General features: G+C 47.7%; 20 protein-coding genes. 12 read left to right on the forward strand and 8 right to left on the reverse strand.

Annotation, left to right across the window (positions count from 1 at the left end; genetic code table 11):
• Positions 1-208: 208 nt before the first annotated feature.
• The 5 genes from CPG39_RS04860 to CPG39_RS04880 all read left to right on the forward strand — a co-directional run bounded on the left by CPG39_RS04860 (position 209) and on the right by CPG39_RS04880 (position 4829).
• Positions 209-1495, forward strand: a complete 1287-nt coding sequence (locus CPG39_RS04860) for a flavin-containing monooxygenase (RefSeq protein WP_096292303.1) — start codon at positions 209-211, stop codon at positions 1493-1495.
• 94 nt (positions 1496-1589) lie between these two features.
• A complete protein-coding gene (locus CPG39_RS04865; RefSeq protein ID WP_096292304.1) occupies positions 1590-3071 on the forward strand; it encodes a protein adenylyltransferase SelO in 1482 nt (493 codons plus the stop codon).
• Positions 3072-3255: 184 nt separating this feature from the next.
• Complete coding sequence (locus CPG39_RS04870) at positions 3256-3639, forward strand: VOC family protein (protein WP_096292305.1); 384 nt, start codon at positions 3256-3258, stop codon at positions 3637-3639.
• A gap of 46 nt (positions 3640-3685) precedes the next feature.
• A complete protein-coding gene (locus CPG39_RS04875; protein ID WP_096292306.1) occupies positions 3686-4324 on the forward strand; it encodes a LolA family protein in 639 nt (212 codons plus the stop codon).
• A gap of 4 nt (positions 4325-4328) precedes the next feature.
• Positions 4329-4829 carry an SRPBCC family protein gene (locus tag CPG39_RS04880; protein ID WP_096292307.1) on the forward strand — a complete coding sequence of 167 codons (501 nt, stop codon included), beginning with the start codon at positions 4329-4331 and terminating at the stop codon, positions 4827-4829.
• A 28-nt stretch (positions 4830-4857) separates the two neighbouring features.
• Here CPG39_RS04880 and CPG39_RS04885 read toward each other — a convergent pair whose 3' ends face one another.
• From CPG39_RS04885 to CPG39_RS04905, 5 genes are all read right to left on the reverse strand, one after another.
• Positions 4858-5082 carry a DUF3330 domain-containing protein gene (locus CPG39_RS04885; RefSeq protein ID WP_197702901.1) on the reverse strand — a complete coding sequence of 75 codons (225 nt, stop codon included), beginning with the start codon at positions 5080-5082 and terminating at the stop codon, positions 4858-4860.
• Between the two features lie 37 nt (positions 5083-5119).
• Positions 5120-5665: a YMGG-like glycine zipper-containing protein gene (locus CPG39_RS04890; RefSeq protein ID WP_013648110.1), complete on the reverse strand. Its 546-nt coding sequence runs from the start codon at positions 5663-5665 to the stop codon at positions 5120-5122.
• A 15-nt stretch (positions 5666-5680) separates the two neighbouring features.
• On the reverse strand, positions 5681-6109 hold the full coding sequence (locus CPG39_RS04895) for a hypothetical protein (protein ID WP_096292308.1): 429 nt from the start codon (positions 6107-6109) through the stop codon (positions 5681-5683).
• Positions 6110-6268: 159 nt separating this feature from the next.
• Positions 6269-6880: a response regulator transcription factor gene (locus tag CPG39_RS04900; RefSeq protein WP_231990399.1), complete on the reverse strand. Its 612-nt coding sequence runs from the start codon at positions 6878-6880 to the stop codon at positions 6269-6271.
• A gap of 2 nt (positions 6881-6882) precedes the next feature.
• Positions 6883-8379 (reverse strand): PAS domain-containing sensor histidine kinase, encoded by a 1497-nt coding sequence (locus CPG39_RS04905; protein ID WP_331716185.1) that lies wholly within the window; start codon positions 8377-8379, stop codon positions 6883-6885.
• A gap of 319 nt (positions 8380-8698) precedes the next feature.
• On the opposite strand from CPG39_RS04905, the gene CPG39_RS04910 reads away from it, so the two are divergent.
• The 4 genes from CPG39_RS04910 to CPG39_RS14475 all read left to right on the forward strand — a co-directional run bounded on the left by CPG39_RS04910 (position 8699) and on the right by CPG39_RS14475 (position 11137).
• Positions 8699-8941 (forward strand): hypothetical protein, encoded by a 243-nt coding sequence (locus tag CPG39_RS04910; protein WP_096292311.1) that lies wholly within the window; start codon positions 8699-8701, stop codon positions 8939-8941.
• Between the two features lie 2 nt (positions 8942-8943).
• On the forward strand, positions 8944-9936 hold the full coding sequence (locus CPG39_RS04915) for a sodium-dependent bicarbonate transport family permease (RefSeq protein WP_096292312.1): 993 nt from the start codon (positions 8944-8946) through the stop codon (positions 9934-9936).
• Between the two features lie 246 nt (positions 9937-10182).
• Positions 10183-10500, forward strand: coding sequence for a P-II family nitrogen regulator (locus CPG39_RS04920; protein WP_096292313.1), 318 nt, complete (start codon positions 10183-10185; stop codon positions 10498-10500).
• Positions 10501-10960: 460 nt separating this feature from the next.
• Entirely contained in the window at positions 10961-11137 is a 177-nt protein-coding gene (locus CPG39_RS14475; protein ID WP_172424054.1) for a hypothetical protein, read from the forward strand.
• A 6-nt stretch (positions 11138-11143) separates the two neighbouring features.
• Here CPG39_RS14475 and lspA read toward each other — a convergent pair whose 3' ends face one another.
• From lspA to CPG39_RS04940, 3 genes are read right to left on the reverse strand one after another with little or no spacing between them, the layout of a single operon-like run.
• Positions 11144-11632: a signal peptidase II gene (gene lspA, locus CPG39_RS04930; RefSeq protein WP_096292315.1), complete on the reverse strand. Its 489-nt coding sequence runs from the start codon at positions 11630-11632 to the stop codon at positions 11144-11146.
• A 33-nt stretch (positions 11633-11665) separates the two neighbouring features.
• Entirely contained in the window at positions 11666-14464 is a 2799-nt protein-coding gene (gene ileS / locus CPG39_RS04935; RefSeq protein WP_096292316.1) for an isoleucine--tRNA ligase, read from the reverse strand.
• A 15-nt stretch (positions 14465-14479) separates the two neighbouring features.
• A complete protein-coding gene (locus CPG39_RS04940; protein ID WP_096292317.1) occupies positions 14480-15448 on the reverse strand; it encodes a bifunctional riboflavin kinase/FAD synthetase in 969 nt (322 codons plus the stop codon).
• Between the two features lie 404 nt (positions 15449-15852).
• Between CPG39_RS04940 and CPG39_RS14865 the strand changes: the two genes are divergently transcribed.
• The 3 genes from CPG39_RS14865 to CPG39_RS04955 all read left to right on the forward strand — a co-directional run bounded on the left by CPG39_RS14865 (position 15853) and on the right by CPG39_RS04955 (position 20392).
• Positions 15853-16800 (forward strand): calcium-binding protein, encoded by a 948-nt coding sequence (locus CPG39_RS14865; protein WP_096292318.1) that lies wholly within the window; start codon positions 15853-15855, stop codon positions 16798-16800.
• Positions 16801-17099: 299 nt separating this feature from the next.
• Positions 17100-19214 carry a 5-histidylcysteine sulfoxide synthase gene (ovoA, locus tag CPG39_RS04950; protein WP_096292319.1) on the forward strand — a complete coding sequence of 705 codons (2115 nt, stop codon included), beginning with the start codon at positions 17100-17102 and terminating at the stop codon, positions 19212-19214.
• Positions 19211-20392, forward strand: a complete 1182-nt coding sequence (locus CPG39_RS04955) for a MalY/PatB family protein (RefSeq protein ID WP_096292320.1) — start codon at positions 19211-19213, stop codon at positions 20390-20392. Before ovoA ends, CPG39_RS04955 begins: the two co-directional genes overlap by 4 nt.
• Positions 20393-20464 lie beyond the last annotated feature (72 nt).

Genomic DNA, 20464 nt, shown 5'->3' on the forward strand with positions numbered 1-20464 from the left:
GAGTGTATACGCTTAGTAGCGAGACTACCAAGCACAATATTTCATAGGGTTATCCATATAAAACCATAGCATTATAAAATGTTCCCATTACCTGCGGGCTGTCTATGATGTACTCCATCCATCCGGAAGCTTGATCATAATTCTATCAAGTAGGATAAAATAAGCCATTGTTTGATCACGCGATACTCACTAAGTTAGAAATAAAAAAATGCGCATTGCAATCATCGGCGCCGGTTGTTCCGGTCTCACCGCTATCAAGCATCTGGTGGAAGCTGGCCTGAAAGACATCGTTTGCTATGAGGAAAGCGATCAGATCGGCGGCAACTGGGTGTATACAGCGGCACCGAGTCATAGCAGCATCTGCAGCGCAACCCATACGATTTCCAGCAAATCCATGTCGCAGTTCAGTGATTTTCCGATGCCGAATCACTATCCGGATTATCCCAGCCACCAGCAGATACTGGCTTATTTTCAGGCGTATACCCGGCATTTCCAGCTGGAAAGATATATCCGCTTCAATGTCGCCGTTCAGCATGTCAGGAAAATAGCAAAGGAACGGTGGCATTTGTCTTTGAGTGATGGTACCGAAGCGGAATTTGATTATCTCCTCATTGCCAATGGACATCTATCCATTCCGCGCCACCCGGATTGGAAAGACGATTTTTCCGGACACTACCTGCATGCCCATGACTATAGAACCACTCAAGGATTAGAACACCAGCGGGTACTCGTAGTCGGCGCCGGAAACTCCGCCTGCGATTGCGCGGTTGATGCAAGCCGTGACGCCGCCTGCGTGGACATGAGCTTGCGCTCGCCGCAGTATATTATTCCCAAACTCATTATGGGAAAACCCACCGATACCTTTGCGGCTGCGTTGCAGTGGCTACCACAGCGCCTGCAAAACCGGCTGCAGAAAATTTCCCTGCGCATTCAGATCGGGCGCTATCGTGATTATGGATTACCCGAGCCTGATTTTTCACCCGTACAGGCCCACCCCACCATCAATTCGCAGATCTTCGATAGAATCCGGCATGGCAAAATACGTCCTCGCCCAGGCATTCAAAGGATCTCGGGGCAAACAGTCCATTTTATCGATGGCTTATCGCAGGAATACGATGTCATCATTGCCGCAACCGGTTACACAATCAGCTTTCCATTTTTTGATGCGAACTTTATTAACTGGAAGGATGCCGCCCACATTCCGCTTTACTTGCGCATCTTTCATCCCGATCATCCCAGCTTGTTTTTCATCGGGTTGATACAGCCACAAGGTTGTATTTGGACACTCGTAGAAGCGCAATCCCAACTCATCGGACAGTTGTTGACGGGCAAAATCCGGTTACCCGGCAATTGGCGTGAATCGGCCATTACTGAAGGAAAAAACTGGGCACAGCAATTCATTGCCCGTCCCCGTCATTCACTGGAAGTACATTACTATCCCTATCTAAAATCTCTGCGCCAGATAATCAAGCGCCCAAACCAATCATCCAAATAGCGGTCATAAATGGATTCTGTGATTGTACGCTATGCAACTTACAATATCGTGTATGGTGTAACAATATCCAATTCAAATAATACGAAAAAGAACTATGAAGGCTAAAAAACAATCTACCGGTGACCGCGTGGGCTGGCGCTTCGACAATAGTTATGCGCGCTTGCCCGATTATTTTTATGCGCAACTGTCCCCTGTCCCTGTGTGCGCACCCCAGACCGTCATCGTGAATCACGCCCTCGCAGCATCGTTGGGATTGGATATCGGCGTTCTGACTACCGAAGAAGCTGGCCTGCTGTTTTCCGGAAATGAGTTACCACCGGGCGCGCTACCGATCGCGCAAGCCTACGCCGGCCATCAGTTCGGTCATTTCACGATGCTGGGCGATGGGCGGGCAATCCTACTAGGTGAGCATGTCACGCCGACTGGCGAGCGCTTCGACATTCAGCTCAAAGGCTCGGGCCAGACGCCCTTTTCACGCCGTGGTGATGGTCGCGCGGCTTTAGCGCCGATGCTGCGCGAATACATCATCAGTGAAGCGATGCATGCGCTGGGTATTCCATCGACGCGCAGTCTTGCCGTAGTCACCACCGGAGAGCAGGTGATGCGTGAAACTCCGCTCTCCGGTGCGATTCTGACCCGCGTAGCCGCCAGCCACCTTCGCGTCGGCACGTTTGAATATGCCGCCGGGCAAGGAGGTGCTGATGCGATTAGAATCCTGGCGGATTATACGATTCAACGTCATTATCCCGATCTGAATAATGCCGCAAATCCTTATCTGTCGCTGCTCAACCGGGTGATCGAGCGGCAAGCTGCATTAATTGCGCAATGGGTGCTATTGGGCTTCATACACGGCGTAATGAATACGGATAACATGAGTATCAGCGGCGAAACTATCGACTACGGCCCGTGCGCATTCATGGATGCGTATAACCCCAACACGGTATTCAGTTCGATCGATCAGAACGGCCGCTATCGCTATAGCAATCAGCCGCTGATGGCGCAATGGAATCTGGCGCGCTTGACCGAGACCTTATTGCCGCTGATTGATCCGGTATCAGAAAAAGCGGTGGTATTAGCGGAAGAAGCCATCCATGCTTTCCCGGCAATCTACCAGACCGAATGGATAACGGGGATGCGCAAGAAATTAGGATTGCTGACGGAACAAGCCGATGATTCCGAATTGATCACCGGCTTACTTACCTGGATGTATCAGCATCAAGCGGATTACACCAATACCTTTCGTGCGCTGTCGGCAGAAACTTTGCCTGCGGATAGCCTATTTCAGGACGAAACCTTTGAAGCATGGCATGCTCGCTGGCAAGCCCGGCTGGCGCGCCAATCCGCAACTAAAGAACAATCGGTGCGTTTGATGCAGGCCAACAATCCTGCAATTATTCCACGCAACCACCGCGTTGAGGAGGCGCTCACCGCCGCTTCCGAACGAAGCGATTATACGGTGATGCAACAATTGTTGGCGGCAGTGGCTCATCCCTATGCCGATGTATCGGAATACTATGATTACCGCACACCGCCCGCACCGTCGGAACGTGTGTATCAAACATTCTGTGGAACATAACTTAATGTTAGAGACCTTTGCACGGTGTCATGAGCGGTACGAGAATAAGGCAAAAATTTGCGAAAAAGCGGAGTTTACACGGGGTAAATGAGCATTTTTCGCGAATTTTTAACGCAATTATCGTGCCGCGTAGTAACCGTGCAAAGGTCTCTATTAATAAATAATCCTTGCAAGGAGAACAGATATGGCCATTACCCTTAATCACACCATTGTGCCCTGCTTTGATAAAGTCGCATCGGCGAAATTTTATAGCCGCGTATTCGGTTTTGAATACGTGGGCGTATTTTCACATTTTATTGTGGTGCGCGTGAATGACACATTAAGCCTCGATTTCGATAACAAGGAACAATTTATGCCACTTCACTATGCATTCAAAGTATCCGAACAAGAATTTGACACTTTGTTTGAGCGGCTGCAGGCTGAGCACATCCCCTACGGCAGCGGCCCGGGTACTCCGGACGACATGACGATCAATCACAACTATGGCGGTCGTGGCGTTTATTTTCGCGATCCTAATGGGCATCTGCTGGAAATGCTGACAGCGGATTACGTCATTCCATCACCGTAATTCTTGCGCAAACAATGATTCAGTATCTCTCTAAGGCGCTATATTCATGCTGCCCGGTATAATGCTAACCATGGCTCTATTTGTACCGGATAGTACAAACCCGATTCAAAGTGCTGCTGACCATTATCAACACGTAGACACTTATCAGGTAACGATCAAATCCACACACAGCAAGCAGCCCGGCAATCCGGATATCATTCGCTATTACTTCAAGAAACCGGGCCATGTTCGCATAGAAATAATTGCACCGGCATTCAAAGGCGCAGCATTGATTTATAGCCCGAAGTCCGGAAAGGTCAAATTATGGGTATTGGGACACGGCAAATTCCCTTCTTTCAGTTTAAGCCCGGAAAATAAAATGATCCAGAATCCATCAGGTCAGCGGATCGATCATTCGGATCTCGGCGCCTTGTATAAAAACATCATGACACTGCAAGATCATGGCACAACCACTGTGATCGGCCAGGAATCAATTGCCGGAGAAACCGCTTTACATCTCAATGTCGAAGCGGAACGGGATTTCAGCGTAAATGGTATAGCCCGATTCCAATTGTGGTTGAACATCACCACGGGCCTTCCTCTTAAAGTAATCAGTTACAAAGCGGATGGCAGTTGGATTGAACAAGTGGAAATGTCAGAATATCGAATTAATCCGGTATTCCCTTCCGATTTCTTTGACCAGTAGTAGCATGACTACAGAATTTAAATTTGTCACAGAATGGCGGATTGATGCACCTTTAACAGAAGTATGCGATGCGGTTAGTCACTGTCTGGATTGGCCAATGTGGTGGAAAGGTGTTGAAGCAGTGGAAAAACTTGAAAGCGGCGATGCAAATGGCATTGGCAGTGTGCATCGCTTTACTTGGAAAGGACGGATTCCCTATCGTTTTACATTTGACCTGCGTGTCACTGGCTGGATCCCGCTTACGCTGCTGGAAGGTCAAGCACAGGGCGATATTATTGGAACGGGCCGGTGGAATTTTTTCCGTGAAAATGAACTAACCGTGGTGCGTTATCACTGGCACGTCTATCCTAACCGGCGTTGGATAAATCTGATTGCTCCAATCGCATCACCCCTATTCAAATGGAATCATCATCAAGTCATGCGGCAAGGGGCGGAAGGCATGACCCGCCTGTTAAATGCCCGAATAAAAAGCTTTCATGCTGCAGCCGAAACAACCCAAAGATGACTTGAACGATCTACCGCAGCCTGCTGGCTCAGTTATCCGTTGGAGATTCAGCCCCTTCATCCTGTTTCTTCCATTTGTCGTAACACTCGAGACCGCAATAATATACGATGTAATCTGTCGCCTTCACACTCGTCGCCTCAGATAACGGTATCTCTTTGAAACATACTTCGCAAGACACTATCTCCGGCGCTACGATTTTCTCCTGTTCAATCATTTCAAAATCTCCTATCACTGAAAATCGATTTTGCTTCATTAATTTTATTGCGTTGCACAATACCGTCACCCTGCATTTATTGCGGAGGCGGAGGGGGCGGATTTCCGGATGGCGGTGGCGGCGGCGTAAAATTTTCTGACGGGCTTGTGATCCCTGGGCTGGCATTGCTGTTCACCGGCGGGCTACCCGTAATTCTCCCCGCAACCGGCACACGATGGCCTTTTGCATACATGCATTGAATATAGCTCATGTCGTATTGCCGTTGACCCATATACCCGGAAGTCTCAGCCGTGCCCGAACCAACAACACCGCCCGCTAGAAGCCCGGTACCTGCGCCAATTGCAGCGCCCTGTCCGCCCCCTATAGCGGCACCTGCAGCGGCACCAAGCCCTGCACCAATCGCCGCGCTTTCTATACCGCTCGCTTGAGAAGCTTGCCGCGGCGTTTTACCGCCAACTTGCTCATAGGCATAAGCCCTGCACTCAAAATCATCCATACGAAACTGCTCAAAGCTCTTTCCAGTGCCTGGCAACGTCATGACGCTCGGGCCAGTCGGCAGATTCACGCAGGCAGTTATTAAACCTGTCACCCATAGGATGGATAATCTTCTCAAAATTAACATACTCGGCCTCTCACGTTATTGTCCGGGCGGTTGCGGCGCTACTTGCAGCCAACCGCCAGGGCAGTTCCTGACATATGGATAATAACCATCCGGATCTTTACAATAATACCAGTAATTAGTACGTGGTTGCGCGGGCTGGGCCGATTGTGCGGGCTGCTGGGTTTGTTGCTCGATATACACAGGCGGCGTAGTCGGAACAATCACCGTCGGAGGATAAGCATAAGCAGGCGGAAAGTAATAGGAAGGATAGCCATAACCGTACCCGCCAAATCCATAGCGGCCGAAGCCATAGCCCCCATAGCCGTAACCGCCATAATATCCTGGCCCGTAATAACCCAGACCGATACTTAAATGACTATGTCGATGTCCATGCGCCCAAACAGAGCTACTTACCACGATTGAAAGCAGCGCAATTGCCAGAAATATCCGCTTCGCATTTCGCATAAAAAGATCCATTGAATATATATAATATCAGACCGAAAATTAGACTGACACATTACCTGAGAATTCCATTGTTGAGGAACGACATCTTCCGCTTATCAAAATTTTAATAATCTAAAATTGATATGGATATTACTCGAGCATGGAACATGCGCCGCAGAATTATTCACCCAAATCACTTTCCCGAACAATACGTGCAAGATCCAGCAAATTGCTTGCGCCGGTTTTTTGCATGATTTTGGATTTATGGATTTCAACAGTGCGATGACTGATACCCAGGCAAGATGCGATTTCTTTGTTAGTATGCCCTTGCACCGCCAGGGTCATCACTTCCCGTTCACGTCCTGTGAGCTTTATCAGACACGACATCATTTCTTTATTGCGTGCAATGTCGCTTATCCTTTTCTTCGCCTCTGCGAAAGCAGCGCGCACGCAAACCAGCAGTTTCTCCCGGATCACCGGCTTTGTCAGAAAATCCACCGCCCCTCCCTTGATCGCTCTCACGCTCATCGGAATATCGCCATGTCCGGTAAGAAAAATCACCGGCAGTGCAATCTTGCGCCAAGTGAGCTCTTCCTGCAGACGCAAACCATCCATCCCCGGCATTTTTACATCGATGATGATACAACCAAAGAAATCAGGATGATAAGCACTTAGGAAAGCGTCCGCATGCTCGAAAGCTTGTACTCTGATGCCTGCCTGTTCAATCATCAGCATCAGCGAATCCCGCACGGCTGCATCGTCATCTACAATAAATACAGTCGGTTCATGCATGATCATGGGGCAAAGGGTAAAGTAAAAAGAAACTTGGCGCCGGATTGTGTATCAGGATCCAGCCAGAGATGACCGCCATTGGTTTCAATCAATGCGCGGCTGATGGCAAGCCCCATGCCAATACCGGCTGGCTTAGTGGTAAAAAAAGGTTCAAATATGCGTTTTGTCATGACCGCGTCAAGTCCTGGGCCATTATCCTGAACAATCACTAGAGCTTTATCAGTGCCATTCATAGTATCTATTTGAGTGGTGATCGTTAGTGTTGGTAAATCTACAGCGCGCATAGCCTCATCAGCATTCCGGAATAGATTTACCAGAACTTTCTGCACTTGTATACGATTACATTGCACCACCGGAAGATTTTGCTGCAAATGCAGCGCGAGATAAAATTTTCCATGACCGTCATTACTTACAATAGTTAACGCATCCCGTATCAAATCGTTCAGATTCAAACGCTCGGTTACCAACTCGCCTTTCTGCAGAAAAGCTAACAGCTCATGCAAGCTGCGCCCGGCACGTTGCGCTTGTTCCACGCAACCCTCAAGCGCTCTTTTCAGGCTGTTTGAGGTAAAACCATCGTTATGAATCGCATGCAGAGCCACCTCACTATAAGCCGAAATTGCCGCCAGTGGTTGATTAAGTTCATGAGCTATTGCTGAGGCCGTTCGCGCCGCGATTTGTTGTTTAAGTATATTCTCTGTCTCGTCGCGCTGCATCTGAAGCTTTTTCTGAGTATTTTTCTGCTCCGTAACATCACGGGTGACGCCTATCAATCGATTCGCATAACCCGCTTCGAAATATACTCTTCCACTTGCGGATATCCAACGCTCGATATGATTAAGGGGATCAACAATGCGGTATTCCGCCTTGAATTCACCGTTACCGGCGGGATTCATGGCATAATCAATAACGGTTTGTCTCCCCGCCCGGTCTTCCGGATGTATCCTCGCGACAAACTCTTCGTAACTTACGGTTGTTTCAGAAGGCTCACCCCAAAGCTTGCGCATCTGTTTATCCCAATAAATGATATTGCGTTTGATATCGTAGTCAAAAATACCCAAGCCCGCAGCTTGCTTGGCCAAACGCAAGCGCTCTTCACTAATTCGCAGCGCTTCCTCGACATCAAGACGTCGATTAATGGCGTTGAAGGTAATGAGTACATAAAGTTGCTGCTGCACTCTGATAGGGCTCAGACTGATATCCAACAACATTTCTTTGCCATCGCGGCTTAACACCATGAGTTCATTTCCGGCACCCATAGAGCGCTTCACCGGCTTGTTTAAAAAAAGCTCTTGATGATATCGATATTGTTTCCGGTACCGCGGCACGACCAGTATCTCAATCGCCAGCCCGCTCAACTCGTCTGCGGAATAACCGAACAACTGTTGCGCGGCTGGATTGGCCAGCACAATATGGCCTGATCCTTCAGCCAGCAGCATTGCATCTGCTGCAGCTTCAAACATCGTTACGAAACTCAGGTTTCTGGGTACGGTGATCAAAATAGTTTCCTGTTAGTAGATTCGCGGAAGAGAGGCTGTAAATCTTACGATAAAAAGCAATTATTTTATACATATTGTTTATATATAAGGGCTTGCACTTACGTGTCGGTACGAATATTACCCCTTGTTATTCTCCTGTAGGATTTCGACAGGGTAAAAAATAAACCCGTCTTCACACATAAATTGCATTGATAAAAGATAAGAAATATCACCCAGGAAACAGAGCAATCATTCCGGCTTTATGAACGACAGCTTATGGTTTCTGATGTGATTTCTTCACTACGCTAGGTTAAAACATTTAACAGTTTGGAGAACTGAAATGAATAAAAATAGATTGGCTTACAAATTTGCTCTGCCAGCTTTACTCATGCTACCAGGCACAATAATCGCCACCGATGCATCCAAGAATCCGCCGGCAGAGAAAATTCCCCTTGAACTTCAGCGCGATCAATCCCAGCAACCTGCACCTCAAAGGATAAAACGCGTCAAGTTTGCTGATGAAATCTCGGAGGGGCTTAAGAAAGCGCAGCTTATTCAAACCGGAATAAGAGGAGGAATATAATCATGTCACTATCCAGTCTTCTCGTACCTGCGATACTTTTCTTCGCGCTCGGCATGTTTGCTTGTCTCATCAAATCGGATCTTAAGTTCCCGCCGGATATGCACCGGATGATCGTTATCTATTTATTGATTGGCATCGGGTTACATGGCGGCAAAGAGCTTGCCGCAGCGGATATGGGAGATGCTCTCTCCGCTGTATGGGCAGCGCTTGCGTTTGGCATTGTGCTGCCAATCATTGCTTATATTATCTTGCGCGGACTTGGAAAAATCGATCCCCTGAATGCTGCAGCCATTTCCGCACACTATGGTTCGGTAAGCGCGGGGACCTATATGACAGCGGTTGCGTTCCTGGGCGGTATCGGTGTGACATATGAGGCCTACCCCGTAATTATGCTGGCCATTATGGAATCACCCGCAATTATGATTGGCTTGGTTCTTGCCGGTTATTCCCGAAGAGTCATGGGGGGAACGGCCAAAACTGACAAAGGAATGATGAAACATCTGTTAATCGATGCCTTCACCAACGGCAGTATCTTGTTGTTATTTGGCTCCATGGCTATTGGTGCGGTTGTTTCAGCACCCAGTTACCACAAAATCGAACCTTTCTTCGAGCTCATCTTTATGGGCGCGTTATGTATTTTCCTGTGTGATATGGGGATGGAAGCGGGGAAAAGGCTGTCTGAATTTAAATCCGTCGGCATTTTCCTGGTTGGCTTCGGTATCGCCATGCCCTTGATCGGGGCGGCATCCGGATTATTTGTGGGACATTTCCTTTTGGGCTATTCAGTCGGTGGCATTACATTGGTGACAGTACTGGCCGCCAGCTGCTCTTACATCGCGGTTCCACCGGCAATGCGCCTTGCGATCCCCGAGGCGAATCCGTCGTTCTATCTGACTTTATCGCTCGGGGTTACTTTCCCATTTAACGTGGTTGTGGGTATTCCCATGTATTACGCGGCTGCTCAGTATTTACATGAAACCTATTATCCCTGGTGATTGGAATTACAGCTGCAATAAGACGTGTTTGGCATTTGTAAGATTGTGCCGTGGTGGGGTATCAGGGCGGCGGCACCAAAAAGACCCCCCGCCGCCCAGTGCCCTTGAATTAGCAGAAATTAAAGTAGTGACTTATTTGCTTGAATACAACTTATTGCTTTGAAGTTCTTCGGGAGATTGCTCAGCAATTAGCACAGAAAGCGCTTAACTCCCTGTTCTGATATTAATATTTTATGGAGAAAAATCATGTTTTCTACACCCGAATCCTTTGTATCAATGAAACGGATCGAGATTGTCATTCATGAAGAAAGGCTGGATGATTTGATCCAGTTGTTTCATGAAGCCGAAGTGTATGGCTACACACTCATTAAAAAAGCAGGTGGTTTTGATTCAACGGGTGAACGGGATCAAGACGACTTTATCCTGGAACAATATAACGCAGTATTAGTTCTTGTCTGCGATAAGAATCAGGCGGATAAGCTTCTCGCGGTGCTGCAACCCAAGATAAAAGATTTCGGTGGCATGTGTCTGATTTCCGATTGCCAGCGAATTTCTGTACTGTGAATTATCATTATTTGAGACCTTTGCACGGTGTCATGAGCGGTACGAGAATAAGGCAAAAATTTGCGAAAAAGCGGAGTTTACACGGGGTAAATGAGCATTTTTTGCAAATTTTTAACGCAATTATGGTGCCGCGTAATAACCGTGCAAAGGTCTCTATTTAATTAGATTTCCCGACAAGCATGGCGTAGGCAAAAATTTCATTAATTACGTTTACGATGAGCTTGTCGGGCTCGAATACAATTAAATTCCTAGAGCCTGTATACCAAATTAAATCCGTTATTTCAGTTCGATCCGTATCGACAGCTTCAGCTGTTTTATCCGCTAACTCTCCCCGCACTGACGATCCACCAATCACATTCAACGTAATATATCTACTCTGTGGCGCGTCAGTGTTGATACAATAGACCAATCGTTAAACGATGGTTATTATATTGAAACTACAGGCTTTGTTTAGGAGCTTATGATGCAAAACAGGTGGATGCTGAAAGCAATTTCTTTATTGATGGCGGTGACACTATTACCCGGTTGCTGGACATTGGCTGCCGTGGGCGCAGGTGCTTATGGGGGTTATAAAATGAAAGAACATGGGTATACCTTGCAAAACCCTATTACCAAAGAGAAGAAATCGGGAAAGTAGAATGTATTATTTGGTTTTTCTTTGGATACCTTCCATCTTATCTTTTCTGAAACTTTCATAGATCATCAACACTGCACCGATAAAAATCGCTGAATCGGCAACATTGAAAGCGGGCCAATGATAAGTGCCGATATAGAAATCCAGAAAATCGACCACATGGCCCAATGTGATGCGGTCATACAAATTACCCAGCGCACCTCCGAGAATCAGACTCAATGACAAGCAAAACAACCGCTCATGTCTGTACCGATTGAGCAAATAAACAATCAATAGCGCTGCACTGCCTGCAATACCACTGAGAAACCAGCGTTGCCAACCGGACTGCTCGCTCAGAAAACTGAATGCAGCACCGGGATTATAGGTAAGCACCAGATTAAAGAAGCTGGTCAACGGAATGACCTGACCGAATTCCAGCGTAGACTCTACCCAGTATTTGCTTGCAAGGTCCAGCACTAAAATAACGAAGGCTATGCCCAAACTGATGTGAAGCTTCATAGCATGAGGTTTCCAGAAAATGATCGTAGGGTATTAGGCATAATTGCGCGCTTCCCCATTACCATAAAGATTGGAAACGCAACGTTCACATAAAGTTGGATGATCCGCGTGATGCCCGACATCCGGACGATAATGCCAGCAGCGTTCGCACTTTGTATGGGGACTGGACGTCACAAGAATACTTTCCTGCTGCGAATCATTGACCTGTATCAGGTTGACTGCAGAGACAATGAGCACAAAACGTAAATCGTGATGTAGTGAGCTAAGCAAAGTGAAATCCTCGGCGCAGACACGAATCTCAACCGTAGCCGCCAAAGAAGAACCTATTTCTCCCTGAATACGGGAATCTTCCAGTTTTTTCAATACGTGTGAGCGCAAGGTACGTATTCTCGCCCAACGCAGTTGCAGATGTTCGGCATCAGGCTGCACCGGAAAGTTATGCCAATGATGCAACAGCACGCTATCTTCGCTATCGCCCGTCAGATGTTCCCAGACTTCTTCCGCAGTGAAACTCAGAATCGGCGCAAACAAACGTACCAGGCAATGGGTAATATGATGCAGCGCAGTTTGTGCCGAACGGCGAGGCAAACCTGCCGCTGCTGCGGTATACAGACGATCCTTGAGAATATCCAGATAGAAGCCGCCCAAATCTTCAGAGCAGAAATTATGTAGCTTATGGACCACTTGATGAAATTCATAGCGTTCATAGCCCTGTATTAAATCTTTCTGGAATGCTGCTGTTAACACCAGCATATAACGATCAATTTCCAAGCAATCCGCGACGTCAATCGAATCCGTTTGTGGATCAAAATCCATCAGATTAGCCAGTAAAAAACGCAGCGTATTACGAATACGGCGGTAACTCTCAATGACCCGTTTTAGAATTTCTTCGGAAATGGAGAGCTCTCCGGAATAATCGGTGGATGCAACCCACAAGCGCAGGATATCGGCCCCTGAAGTATCCATCACTTTTTGTGGTGCTATCACATTGCCCTTGGATTTGCTCATTTTGTGACCGTTTCCATCCACAACAAATCCATGCGTAAGCAGCGCCTTGTACGGCGCACGATCATCAATGGCACAACCCGTCAGCAAAGAAGATTGGAACCATCCACGATGCTGATCGGAACCCTCCAAATATAAATCAACCGGGAATGTAAGATGTGCATCTGCTTTAACAACAGTATCGTGCGTGGTGCCGGAATCAAACCAAACATCCAGGGTATCGGTTAGTTTCTTATAATCCTTGGCTTCCTCACCGAGCAATTCAGTGCCCACCAACGCAAACCAGGCTTCGATGCCTTGCTGCTCGACCTTTTGCGCTATTTGTTCGAGCAGCTCCAGTGAACGTGGATGCGGCGCATGCGTGTCCTTATGCACAAAAAATGTCATCGGCACACCCCAGTTACGTTGACGTGATACGCACCAATCCGGACGATTCCTGATCATTGCTTCCAGACGGGCCCGCCCCCATACCGGGAAAAATTTCGTAGCATAGACTGCCTGCAGAGCCAGTTCCCGCAGTGTTCTATCCTGCGTGGATGAAGCATCTGCATTGCGCAAATTCATGCCAATAAACCATTGTGGCGTGGCACGGAAAATAATGGGGGTTTTATGGCGCCAGCAATGAGGGTAGCTATGCTCTATCTTTTTCAGGCAAAAAAGATGCTCACCGGTTCTGAGCGTATCGATAAGAATATCGTTGGCCTTCCACACAGAGAGCCCGCCAACCAAAGGGACATGCGCAACAAATTGTCCATCGCCCCCAACCGGACTGTCACTTGGCAAGTTGTAATTTTGCCCGACGAAATAGTCGTCCAGACCGTGTGCGGGCGCCGTATGCACAAGTCCGGTACCGGCTTCCAGCGTGACATGCTTGCCACATATGATTTTTACCCTTCGCGGCTCAAACGGATGCTGCAATGACACGTGCTCCAGTGCCTGGCCTTTGCAGGTGGCCAGTGTTTTACCGGTCAAGTCGTAACGCCCGAGACAAACCTCCTTCAGTTCACTGGCCAGTATCAATAAGCCTTTTGTCGTTTGCACCAGCGCATATTCAAATTCGGGATGAACACAGACGGCTTGATTGGCAGGCAATGTCCACGGTGTGGTAGTCCAGATGATGGCATAAGTTTGGGCATGTTCAGGGATAGGGACGCCAAATATTTTGCTCAGTGACGAAGACGAGAATGAAACTGCAAAACCCACATCAATGGCGGGTGAGGTTTTATCTTCATATTCCACTTCCGCTTCAGCCAGGGCGGAGCCGCAATCGATACACCAGTTAACAGGCTTCTGGCCTTGATACAGATAACCCTTTTGATAAATTTTTCCCAGAGCACGAATAATGCCGGCTTCTGTTTTGAAATTCATCGTAAGGTAAGGATGTTCCCAATCGCCCAGCACGCCCAGACGGATGAAATCGCTTTTCTGACGCTCCACCTGTTCTTGGGCAAAAGCACGGCAGAGTTCGCGCACTTTATCGGCTGGCAAATGCTTGCCATGTTTTTTCTCGATCTGGTGTTCGATCGGCAAACCATGGCAATCCCAGCCGGGAATATAGGGCGCATCAAAGCCGGACAAGGTTTTACTTTTGATGATGATATCCTTGAGGATTTTATTGACCGCATGACCAATATGAATATCACCATTGGCATAAGGCGGACCATCGTGCAGTATGAACTTTGGGCGCCCCTTGCTGGCAGAACGAATTTTCCGGTACAGATTCTTTTCTTGCCAGGCTTTCAGCATACCGGGTTCACGATTGGCAAGATTGCCACGCATCGGAAAAGGCGTATCAAGTAAGTTTAAGGTTTTCTTATAATCAATCATGAAAGTACAAATAAGTTAAAAAGCGCCACACACGCGATTAAAATGGGTGGGGGCCGTCATAAAAAATTCTTTGGCTTGCGCGACATCTTTTTCAATTTGCCGCACAAGCGTGCCGATATCCGCATATTTTTCTTCGTTACGTAATTTGTGCAGAAAATCAACCCGCAAGCGCTGCCCATAAATTTCATCGTTAAAGTCGAACAAATGAACTTCCAATACAGGCTTGCCATTGTCATGAATGGTTGGCCGTATCCCCAAACTGGCAACCCCGGGTAGTGGAATCTCCGGTGACGACGGATTGGCACCATATACCGACACGACAAAAATGCCATTAAGAGGCGGGGAATGCTTCAACTGAATATTGGCTGTGGGAAACCCTATTTGCCTGCCTAATTTGTCGCCATCTATGACACGGCCGCTGATATTATACGGCCTGCCCAACAATTTTCCGGCTTCATCCAAATTACCGGCAACCAGTGCCTGACGAATCGCGGAACTGGAAACACGCTGATTATCAACCAGAACGCTCGGCATGACTTCCACAGTAAAACCATTTTCTGCAGAAAGCGCTAGCAGCGTAGCAGAATCGCCAGCACGGCGTGTTCCAAAACGAAAATCATCGCCCACCAGCAGCCAGCGAACATGTAATTCTTGATTCAGAATGTGCGTGATAAATCGTTCCGGACTGAGTTTGGCAAAATCAGAATTAAAACGACAGATAACAATACAATCGATCCCTGTCTGAATTAAGCCATTCATTTTTTCCCGTAAACCGGTCAAGCGTACCGGCGCCTGATGGGGTGTAAAGAATTCACGCGGATGCGGCTCAAAAGTCATCGCGCAAGCCGGAAGTCCGAGCTGATTGGCTGCACTCTTTAAACGGGCAAGCATAGCCTGATGGCCTAAATGGACACCATCAAAATTACCTATGGTAAGCGCAATCGGTGTCTTAGCGTATTCTGATGTCCTGCGCCAAGTGTGCATGGAATAAGCGGAGACCAAAAATTAGCAATTCTAACGTGTTTAAGGCGATCAGGTCTAGTTTGCGTTAGATCAATTGTCATCTTGATTTCGTATAGCGATTGAGGATTCTGCTTATTAATTTGTCAATTTACATTGCGCTGTGATTTTCCGCACAAATAATTCACTCACACACGATTACTATGAGCATGTAACTCGAATCTTTTTTCCAATGGAAGGGTATTCTTAAACAAGAACATCGAGTTATACAATGTTCACAATATCGTCATGGATTATGGTTATACTCACTCAGTGATACGTTCAAAAGAAATAAATATCTGCTGATTTGGGCGTAGCACTTAACTAATAAAATACTTGTAGCATGGAGCTTTTCATTTAAATTTCTCAACAATATGTGAGGTGAAAAAATGGCAGTCGTTAACGGTACAAATTTTAATGACAACAACACAGTTCAATTCAATGGTGTTTTTTTTCAATTGTTTCCACAATTAGACGGAACCAATGGCAATGATACGATTTCCGGCTTTAATGGAACCGATATTCTCCGCGGCAACAATGGAAATGATGTATTAGATGGCGGCGCAGGGGCTGATAACATGGATGGAGGTGATCACAACGACGTGTACTTTGTTGATAATCTTAGCGATGTAGCAGCAGAAGTTTTCAATGATGCACTAGGAGGCATCGATTTGGTAAATTCTTCCGTCACACATACTTTGGGGTTTGGTATCGAGGACCTCAATTTGACAGGTGCCGCCATCATTAACGGCACAGGCAATGAAAATGGAAATAAAATCAATGGCAACTCAGCCGCTAACATCATCAGCGGATTAAACGGCAATGATCGCCTTTTTGGCCTGGGTGGCAACGATACTTTAACTGGCGGAAATGGCAACGATAATTTGGCCGGTGGAGACGGCAATGATATTCTGCAAGGCGGATCCGGCAATGATATCTTGCGGGGCGACAATGGTGATGATATTTTAGCTGGCGGACTGGGTAACGATACGCTTTTTGCGGGTCTCGGCGCTACCGATCACTATCTGTTCAATACCACATTGAATAGTGCGACCAACGTGGATACCATCATGGGTTTTTTTGCACCTGTCGACACCATTCGATTGGACAACGATATATTCACCAGCCTTGGCGCACCAGGAGGCATAGCTGCGGGTAATCTCAAGATCGGCCCGGGTGCAGTCGCAACAGATGCTAACGATTTCTTAATTTACGACACCACCACCGGCGCCTTGTCATATGACGCCAACGGCAATGGCGCCGGCGCAGCAGTTCAATTCGCTACCATCGCCGGTGTTGCTCCGTTATCAGCAGCTGATTTCTTGGTTGTCCAATAAGAAATCAAAAGATCCGTCTCTAGCAGTACTTTACAAGTCAGACTCTATTACACCAGGATGTCTGACTTGTATCATCAAAAGAAATACTCATGCGATAAGGATTTGCTCTAAGCGGGCAGCCAGTCTGTCAGATTGCTAATTTATTCCGCTCTACCACGACTTATAGTTACACTGCACATCTCGTGCGCCGCTTCTCAAATTGCCGGTAAATTGACAATTATCCCGATTGAACATGATCTGAAAAGCGTGAGGTGTTATAATACCCGCCAAAGAATTGAATAATCCGTTAAAAATACGTTATGTCACGACCCTTATTCCCAAGAACACCGCTGCTCGATGGCGCCGATATCAGTCTAAAACGTGAGGAAATACGTCATTATTTTCACACCACGCTGGATCGCTATGAGCAACTATTCGAAACGCTGCGTAATGACGAGGCATATTATAAGAAACCGATTACACTGCGACATCCCTTGATTTTTTATCTGAGCCATACTGCAACCTTTTTTGTTAACAAGCTGATTCTTGCCGGACTGATCGCCGAACGTATCGATTCCCGCCTGGAATCGATTTTTGCCGTGGGCGTCGATGAAATGAGCTGGGACGATCTGGACAGCACACATTACAATTGGCCCAGTGTCGAAGAAGTGCGCGCTTATCGAAAATCCATGCGCACTTTGGTCGATGAATTGATCAGCACCATGCCGCTGACTTTGCCCATTTCCTGGGAAAGCGACTGGTGGCCGATTCTGATGGGTATTGAACACGAACGTATCCATCTGGAAACTTCTTCGGTACTGATCCGCCAGCACGGGTTACATTTTGTGCAACCGCATGCGGATTGGCAACCCTGCCGCAAATCCGGCACCGCGCCGCAAAATGAATTGGTTCACGTTGCTGCCGGCACCGTAACAATCGGAAAAAATAAAACCGATCAACAACATTACGGCTGGGATAATGAATACGGCTTACATACAGCGGATGTCCCAGCATTTCAAGCGAGCAAGTTTCTGGTCAGCAACCAGGAATTCTTACCTTTTGTTGAAGCCAATGGTTATCATCTTGAAAATTATTGGCAGGAAGAAGGCCGCTCCTGGTTAAAATTCACGCATGCAGAACACCCGGTATTCTGGATCAGAAAAGACGATTCATGGTACTTGCGCCTGATGACCGAAGAAATTCCGATGCCCTGGGATTGGCCGGTTGAAATCAATTATCACGAAGCAAAGGCATTTTGCAACTGGAAAGCCGCTGAGACCAAACAGCCGGTGCGGCTGCCCACTGAAGATGAATGGTATCGGCTCTATGATACTGCACAATTATCCGAAGTACCGAGAGATACGAAATCCTGCGGCAATCTGCATTTGGATTATTATGCATCGAGTTGTCCGGTCACTGAATTTCCTTATGGCGAATTTTTCGATATCATTGGAAACGTCTGGCAGTGGACAGAAACGCCTACTTATCCTTTTTCCGGCTTTGACGTCCATCCGTTATATGACGACTTCACCACACCGACATTTGACGGTCAGCATAACTTGATCAAGGGCGGTTCGTGGATTGCCTGCGGTAACGAATCGCTGTACAGCGCACGTTATGCCTTCCGCCGCCATTTCTTCCAGCATGCGGGCTTCCGTTATGTAGTGTCGGATGCGCCAGCAACACTGCCGGCTTCCAATTACGAGACCGACAAACTGCTGTCGGAGTATGCAGAATTTCATTATGGCGACAGCTACTTCGATGTACCCAATTTCTCCCAAGCACTAGCCGAAATTGCGCTCGCAGCCATGGGAAACAAGCCCAGGTGCACCGCGCTGGATTTGGGCTGTGCATCCGGCCGCTCCACCTTTGAGTTAGCACGCGGTTTTGATCATGTCACCGGCATCGATTTCTCCGCGCGATTCATCGGCCAAGGCGTACAACTCGCGCGACAAGGTGTACTGCGTTACACCTTAACCGAAGAAGGCGATCTGGTTTCTTATAAGGAACGCACGCTATCCGATCTCGGGCTGGATCACGTCAAAGATCGCGTTGAATTTTTTCAGGGCGATGCCTGCAATTTGAAAGCGATTTTTACCGGATATGACTTAATACTCGCTGCCAACCTGATCGACCGCCTGTATGATCCACATAAGCTGCTCCGCGACATTCATACGCGCATTAACACCGGTGGTTTGTTGATGATTGCGTCGCCCTACACGTGGCTGACCGAACATACCAAGAAAGAATCCTGGGTGGGCGGCTTTAAGCGCGATGGCGAGAATTTCACCACATTGGATGGTTTGAAAGAAATTCTCGGCAAAAACTTCCGCCTGATACAAGGCCCTCAGTCCGTGCCCTTTGTCATTCGTGAAACCAAGCGCAAATTCCAGCACACCTTGTCGGAAGTCACTATCTGGGAGAAAATTTCTTGAATCGTGGTTTTGACTTTGACCATGAGATCAACCGCACAGCAACTCACAGCGTCAAGTATGACGGGCTGCAAGCGATGTTTGGCAACAGCGAGGTCATCCCTGCGTGGGTGGCGGACATGGATTTCGCCGCTCCACCTGCAGTCACCCAGGCACTGATAACGCGTGCCAGTCACCCGATTTACGGCTATACGCTTTTCCCTGACAGTTTATACGATGCTCTGATTCACTGGATGCAGCGGCGGCATGGCTGGAGCATCGAGCGCGAGTGGATTATTCCGTGCCCCGGCGTGGTGCCATCGATCAATGCCGCCATAATGGCGTTCACCCAGCCCGGTGAATCGGTCATTGTTCAACCCCCGGTATATTTTCCTTTTTTCTCGGCTGTTACACAAACCGAACGGGTGCTGATTCAAAATCCACTCATTCTGCACAATGGCCGCTACACCATCGATTTTGATCACCTGGAAAACTGTGCCCGGGAAGCAAAACTGCTGTTGTTATGCTCGCCCCATAACCCGGTGGGCCGGGTCTGGCAACCCGATGAGCTGGCACAGCTGTTACAAATTGCCGAAAGACAAGACTTAATCATTTTTTCTGACGAAATTCACGCTGATCTGGTTTACCCGGGCAATCAACACCATGTTCTCGCCGCAATTGCAGAAAATGACACTGAAATCATTACGGCAGTAGCGCCCAGCAAAACCTTCAATATTCCCGGATTAAACCTGTCGGCATTGATTATTCCCGACGCATCCATCCGCAGTGCCATCACACAGACATTCAACACCTTTCACGTCAGTGCATCCAATCCCTTCAGTATCGCTGCGTTTGAGGCCGCCTACTGCGAAGGCGAAGAATGGCTAGAAGCGCTATTGATTTATTTGCGTGACACGCGCGATTGCGTTACAACCTTCTTAACCGAGCAACTACCAAAAATCAAGGTAATCGAAGCCGAAGGCACTTACTTGTTGTGGCTGGATTGCCGCGCAATGAACATGACCGATGTACAGCTAAAGCATTTTTTTATCCATGCAGCAGGCGTCGGAATGAACCCCGGTATACAATTCGGCAAGGAAGGCAGCGGGTTTATGCGGCTGAATATTGGTGCGCCGAGAAAAACGATTCTATCGATTATGCAAAGAATTAAGCACGCCTGGCATACTGAAGGTCACCTTTGAAAATTCCTATTTTCGATCATCCGTTCCGTGGCTCGCCTCTGACCTCATCGCGTCACACTATGTTGTTATTCG

This window comes from Nitrosomonas ureae (assembly GCF_900206265.1).
Classification (GTDB): domain Bacteria; phylum Pseudomonadota; class Gammaproteobacteria; order Burkholderiales; family Nitrosomonadaceae; genus Nitrosomonas; species Nitrosomonas ureae_C.

Coding starts and splice junctions, on each gene's coding strand:
- CPG39_RS04860 (WP_096292303.1), top strand. CDS start 209: ATGCGCATTGCAATCATCGGCGCCGGTTGTTCCGGTCTCACCGCTATC.
- CPG39_RS04865 (WP_096292304.1), top strand. CDS start 1,590: ATGAAGGCTAAAAAACAATCTACCGGTGACCGCGTGGGCTGGCGCTTC.
- CPG39_RS04870 (WP_096292305.1), top strand. CDS start 3,256: ATGGCCATTACCCTTAATCACACCATTGTGCCCTGCTTTGATAAAGTC.
- CPG39_RS04875 (WP_096292306.1), top strand. CDS start 3,686: ATGCTGCCCGGTATAATGCTAACCATGGCTCTATTTGTACCGGATAGT.
- CPG39_RS04880 (WP_096292307.1), top strand. CDS start 4,329: ATGACTACAGAATTTAAATTTGTCACAGAATGGCGGATTGATGCACCT.
- CPG39_RS04885 (WP_197702901.1), bottom strand. CDS start 5,082: ATGAAGCAAAATCGATTTTCAGTGATAGGAGATTTTGAAATGATTGAA.
- CPG39_RS04890 (WP_013648110.1), bottom strand. CDS start 5,665: ATGTTAATTTTGAGAAGATTATCCATCCTATGGGTGACAGGTTTAATA.
- CPG39_RS04895 (WP_096292308.1), bottom strand. CDS start 6,109: ATGCGAAATGCGAAGCGGATATTTCTGGCAATTGCGCTGCTTTCAATC.
- CPG39_RS04900 (WP_231990399.1), bottom strand. CDS start 6,880: ATGCATGAACCGACTGTATTTATTGTAGATGACGATGCAGCCGTGCGG.
- CPG39_RS04910 (WP_096292311.1), top strand. CDS start 8,699: ATGAATAAAAATAGATTGGCTTACAAATTTGCTCTGCCAGCTTTACTC.
- CPG39_RS04915 (WP_096292312.1), top strand. CDS start 8,944: ATGTCACTATCCAGTCTTCTCGTACCTGCGATACTTTTCTTCGCGCTC.
- CPG39_RS04920 (WP_096292313.1), top strand. CDS start 10,183: ATGTTTTCTACACCCGAATCCTTTGTATCAATGAAACGGATCGAGATT.
- CPG39_RS14475 (WP_172424054.1), top strand. CDS start 10,961: ATGATGCAAAACAGGTGGATGCTGAAAGCAATTTCTTTATTGATGGCG.
- lspA (WP_096292315.1), bottom strand. CDS start 11,632: ATGAAGCTTCACATCAGTTTGGGCATAGCCTTCGTTATTTTAGTGCTG.
- ileS (WP_096292316.1), bottom strand. CDS start 14,464: ATGATTGATTATAAGAAAACCTTAAACTTACTTGATACGCCTTTTCCG.
- CPG39_RS04940 (WP_096292317.1), bottom strand. CDS start 15,448: ATGCACACTTGGCGCAGGACATCAGAATACGCTAAGACACCGATTGCG.
- CPG39_RS14865 (WP_096292318.1), top strand. CDS start 15,853: ATGGCAGTCGTTAACGGTACAAATTTTAATGACAACAACACAGTTCAA.
- ovoA (WP_096292319.1), top strand. CDS start 17,100: ATGTCACGACCCTTATTCCCAAGAACACCGCTGCTCGATGGCGCCGAT.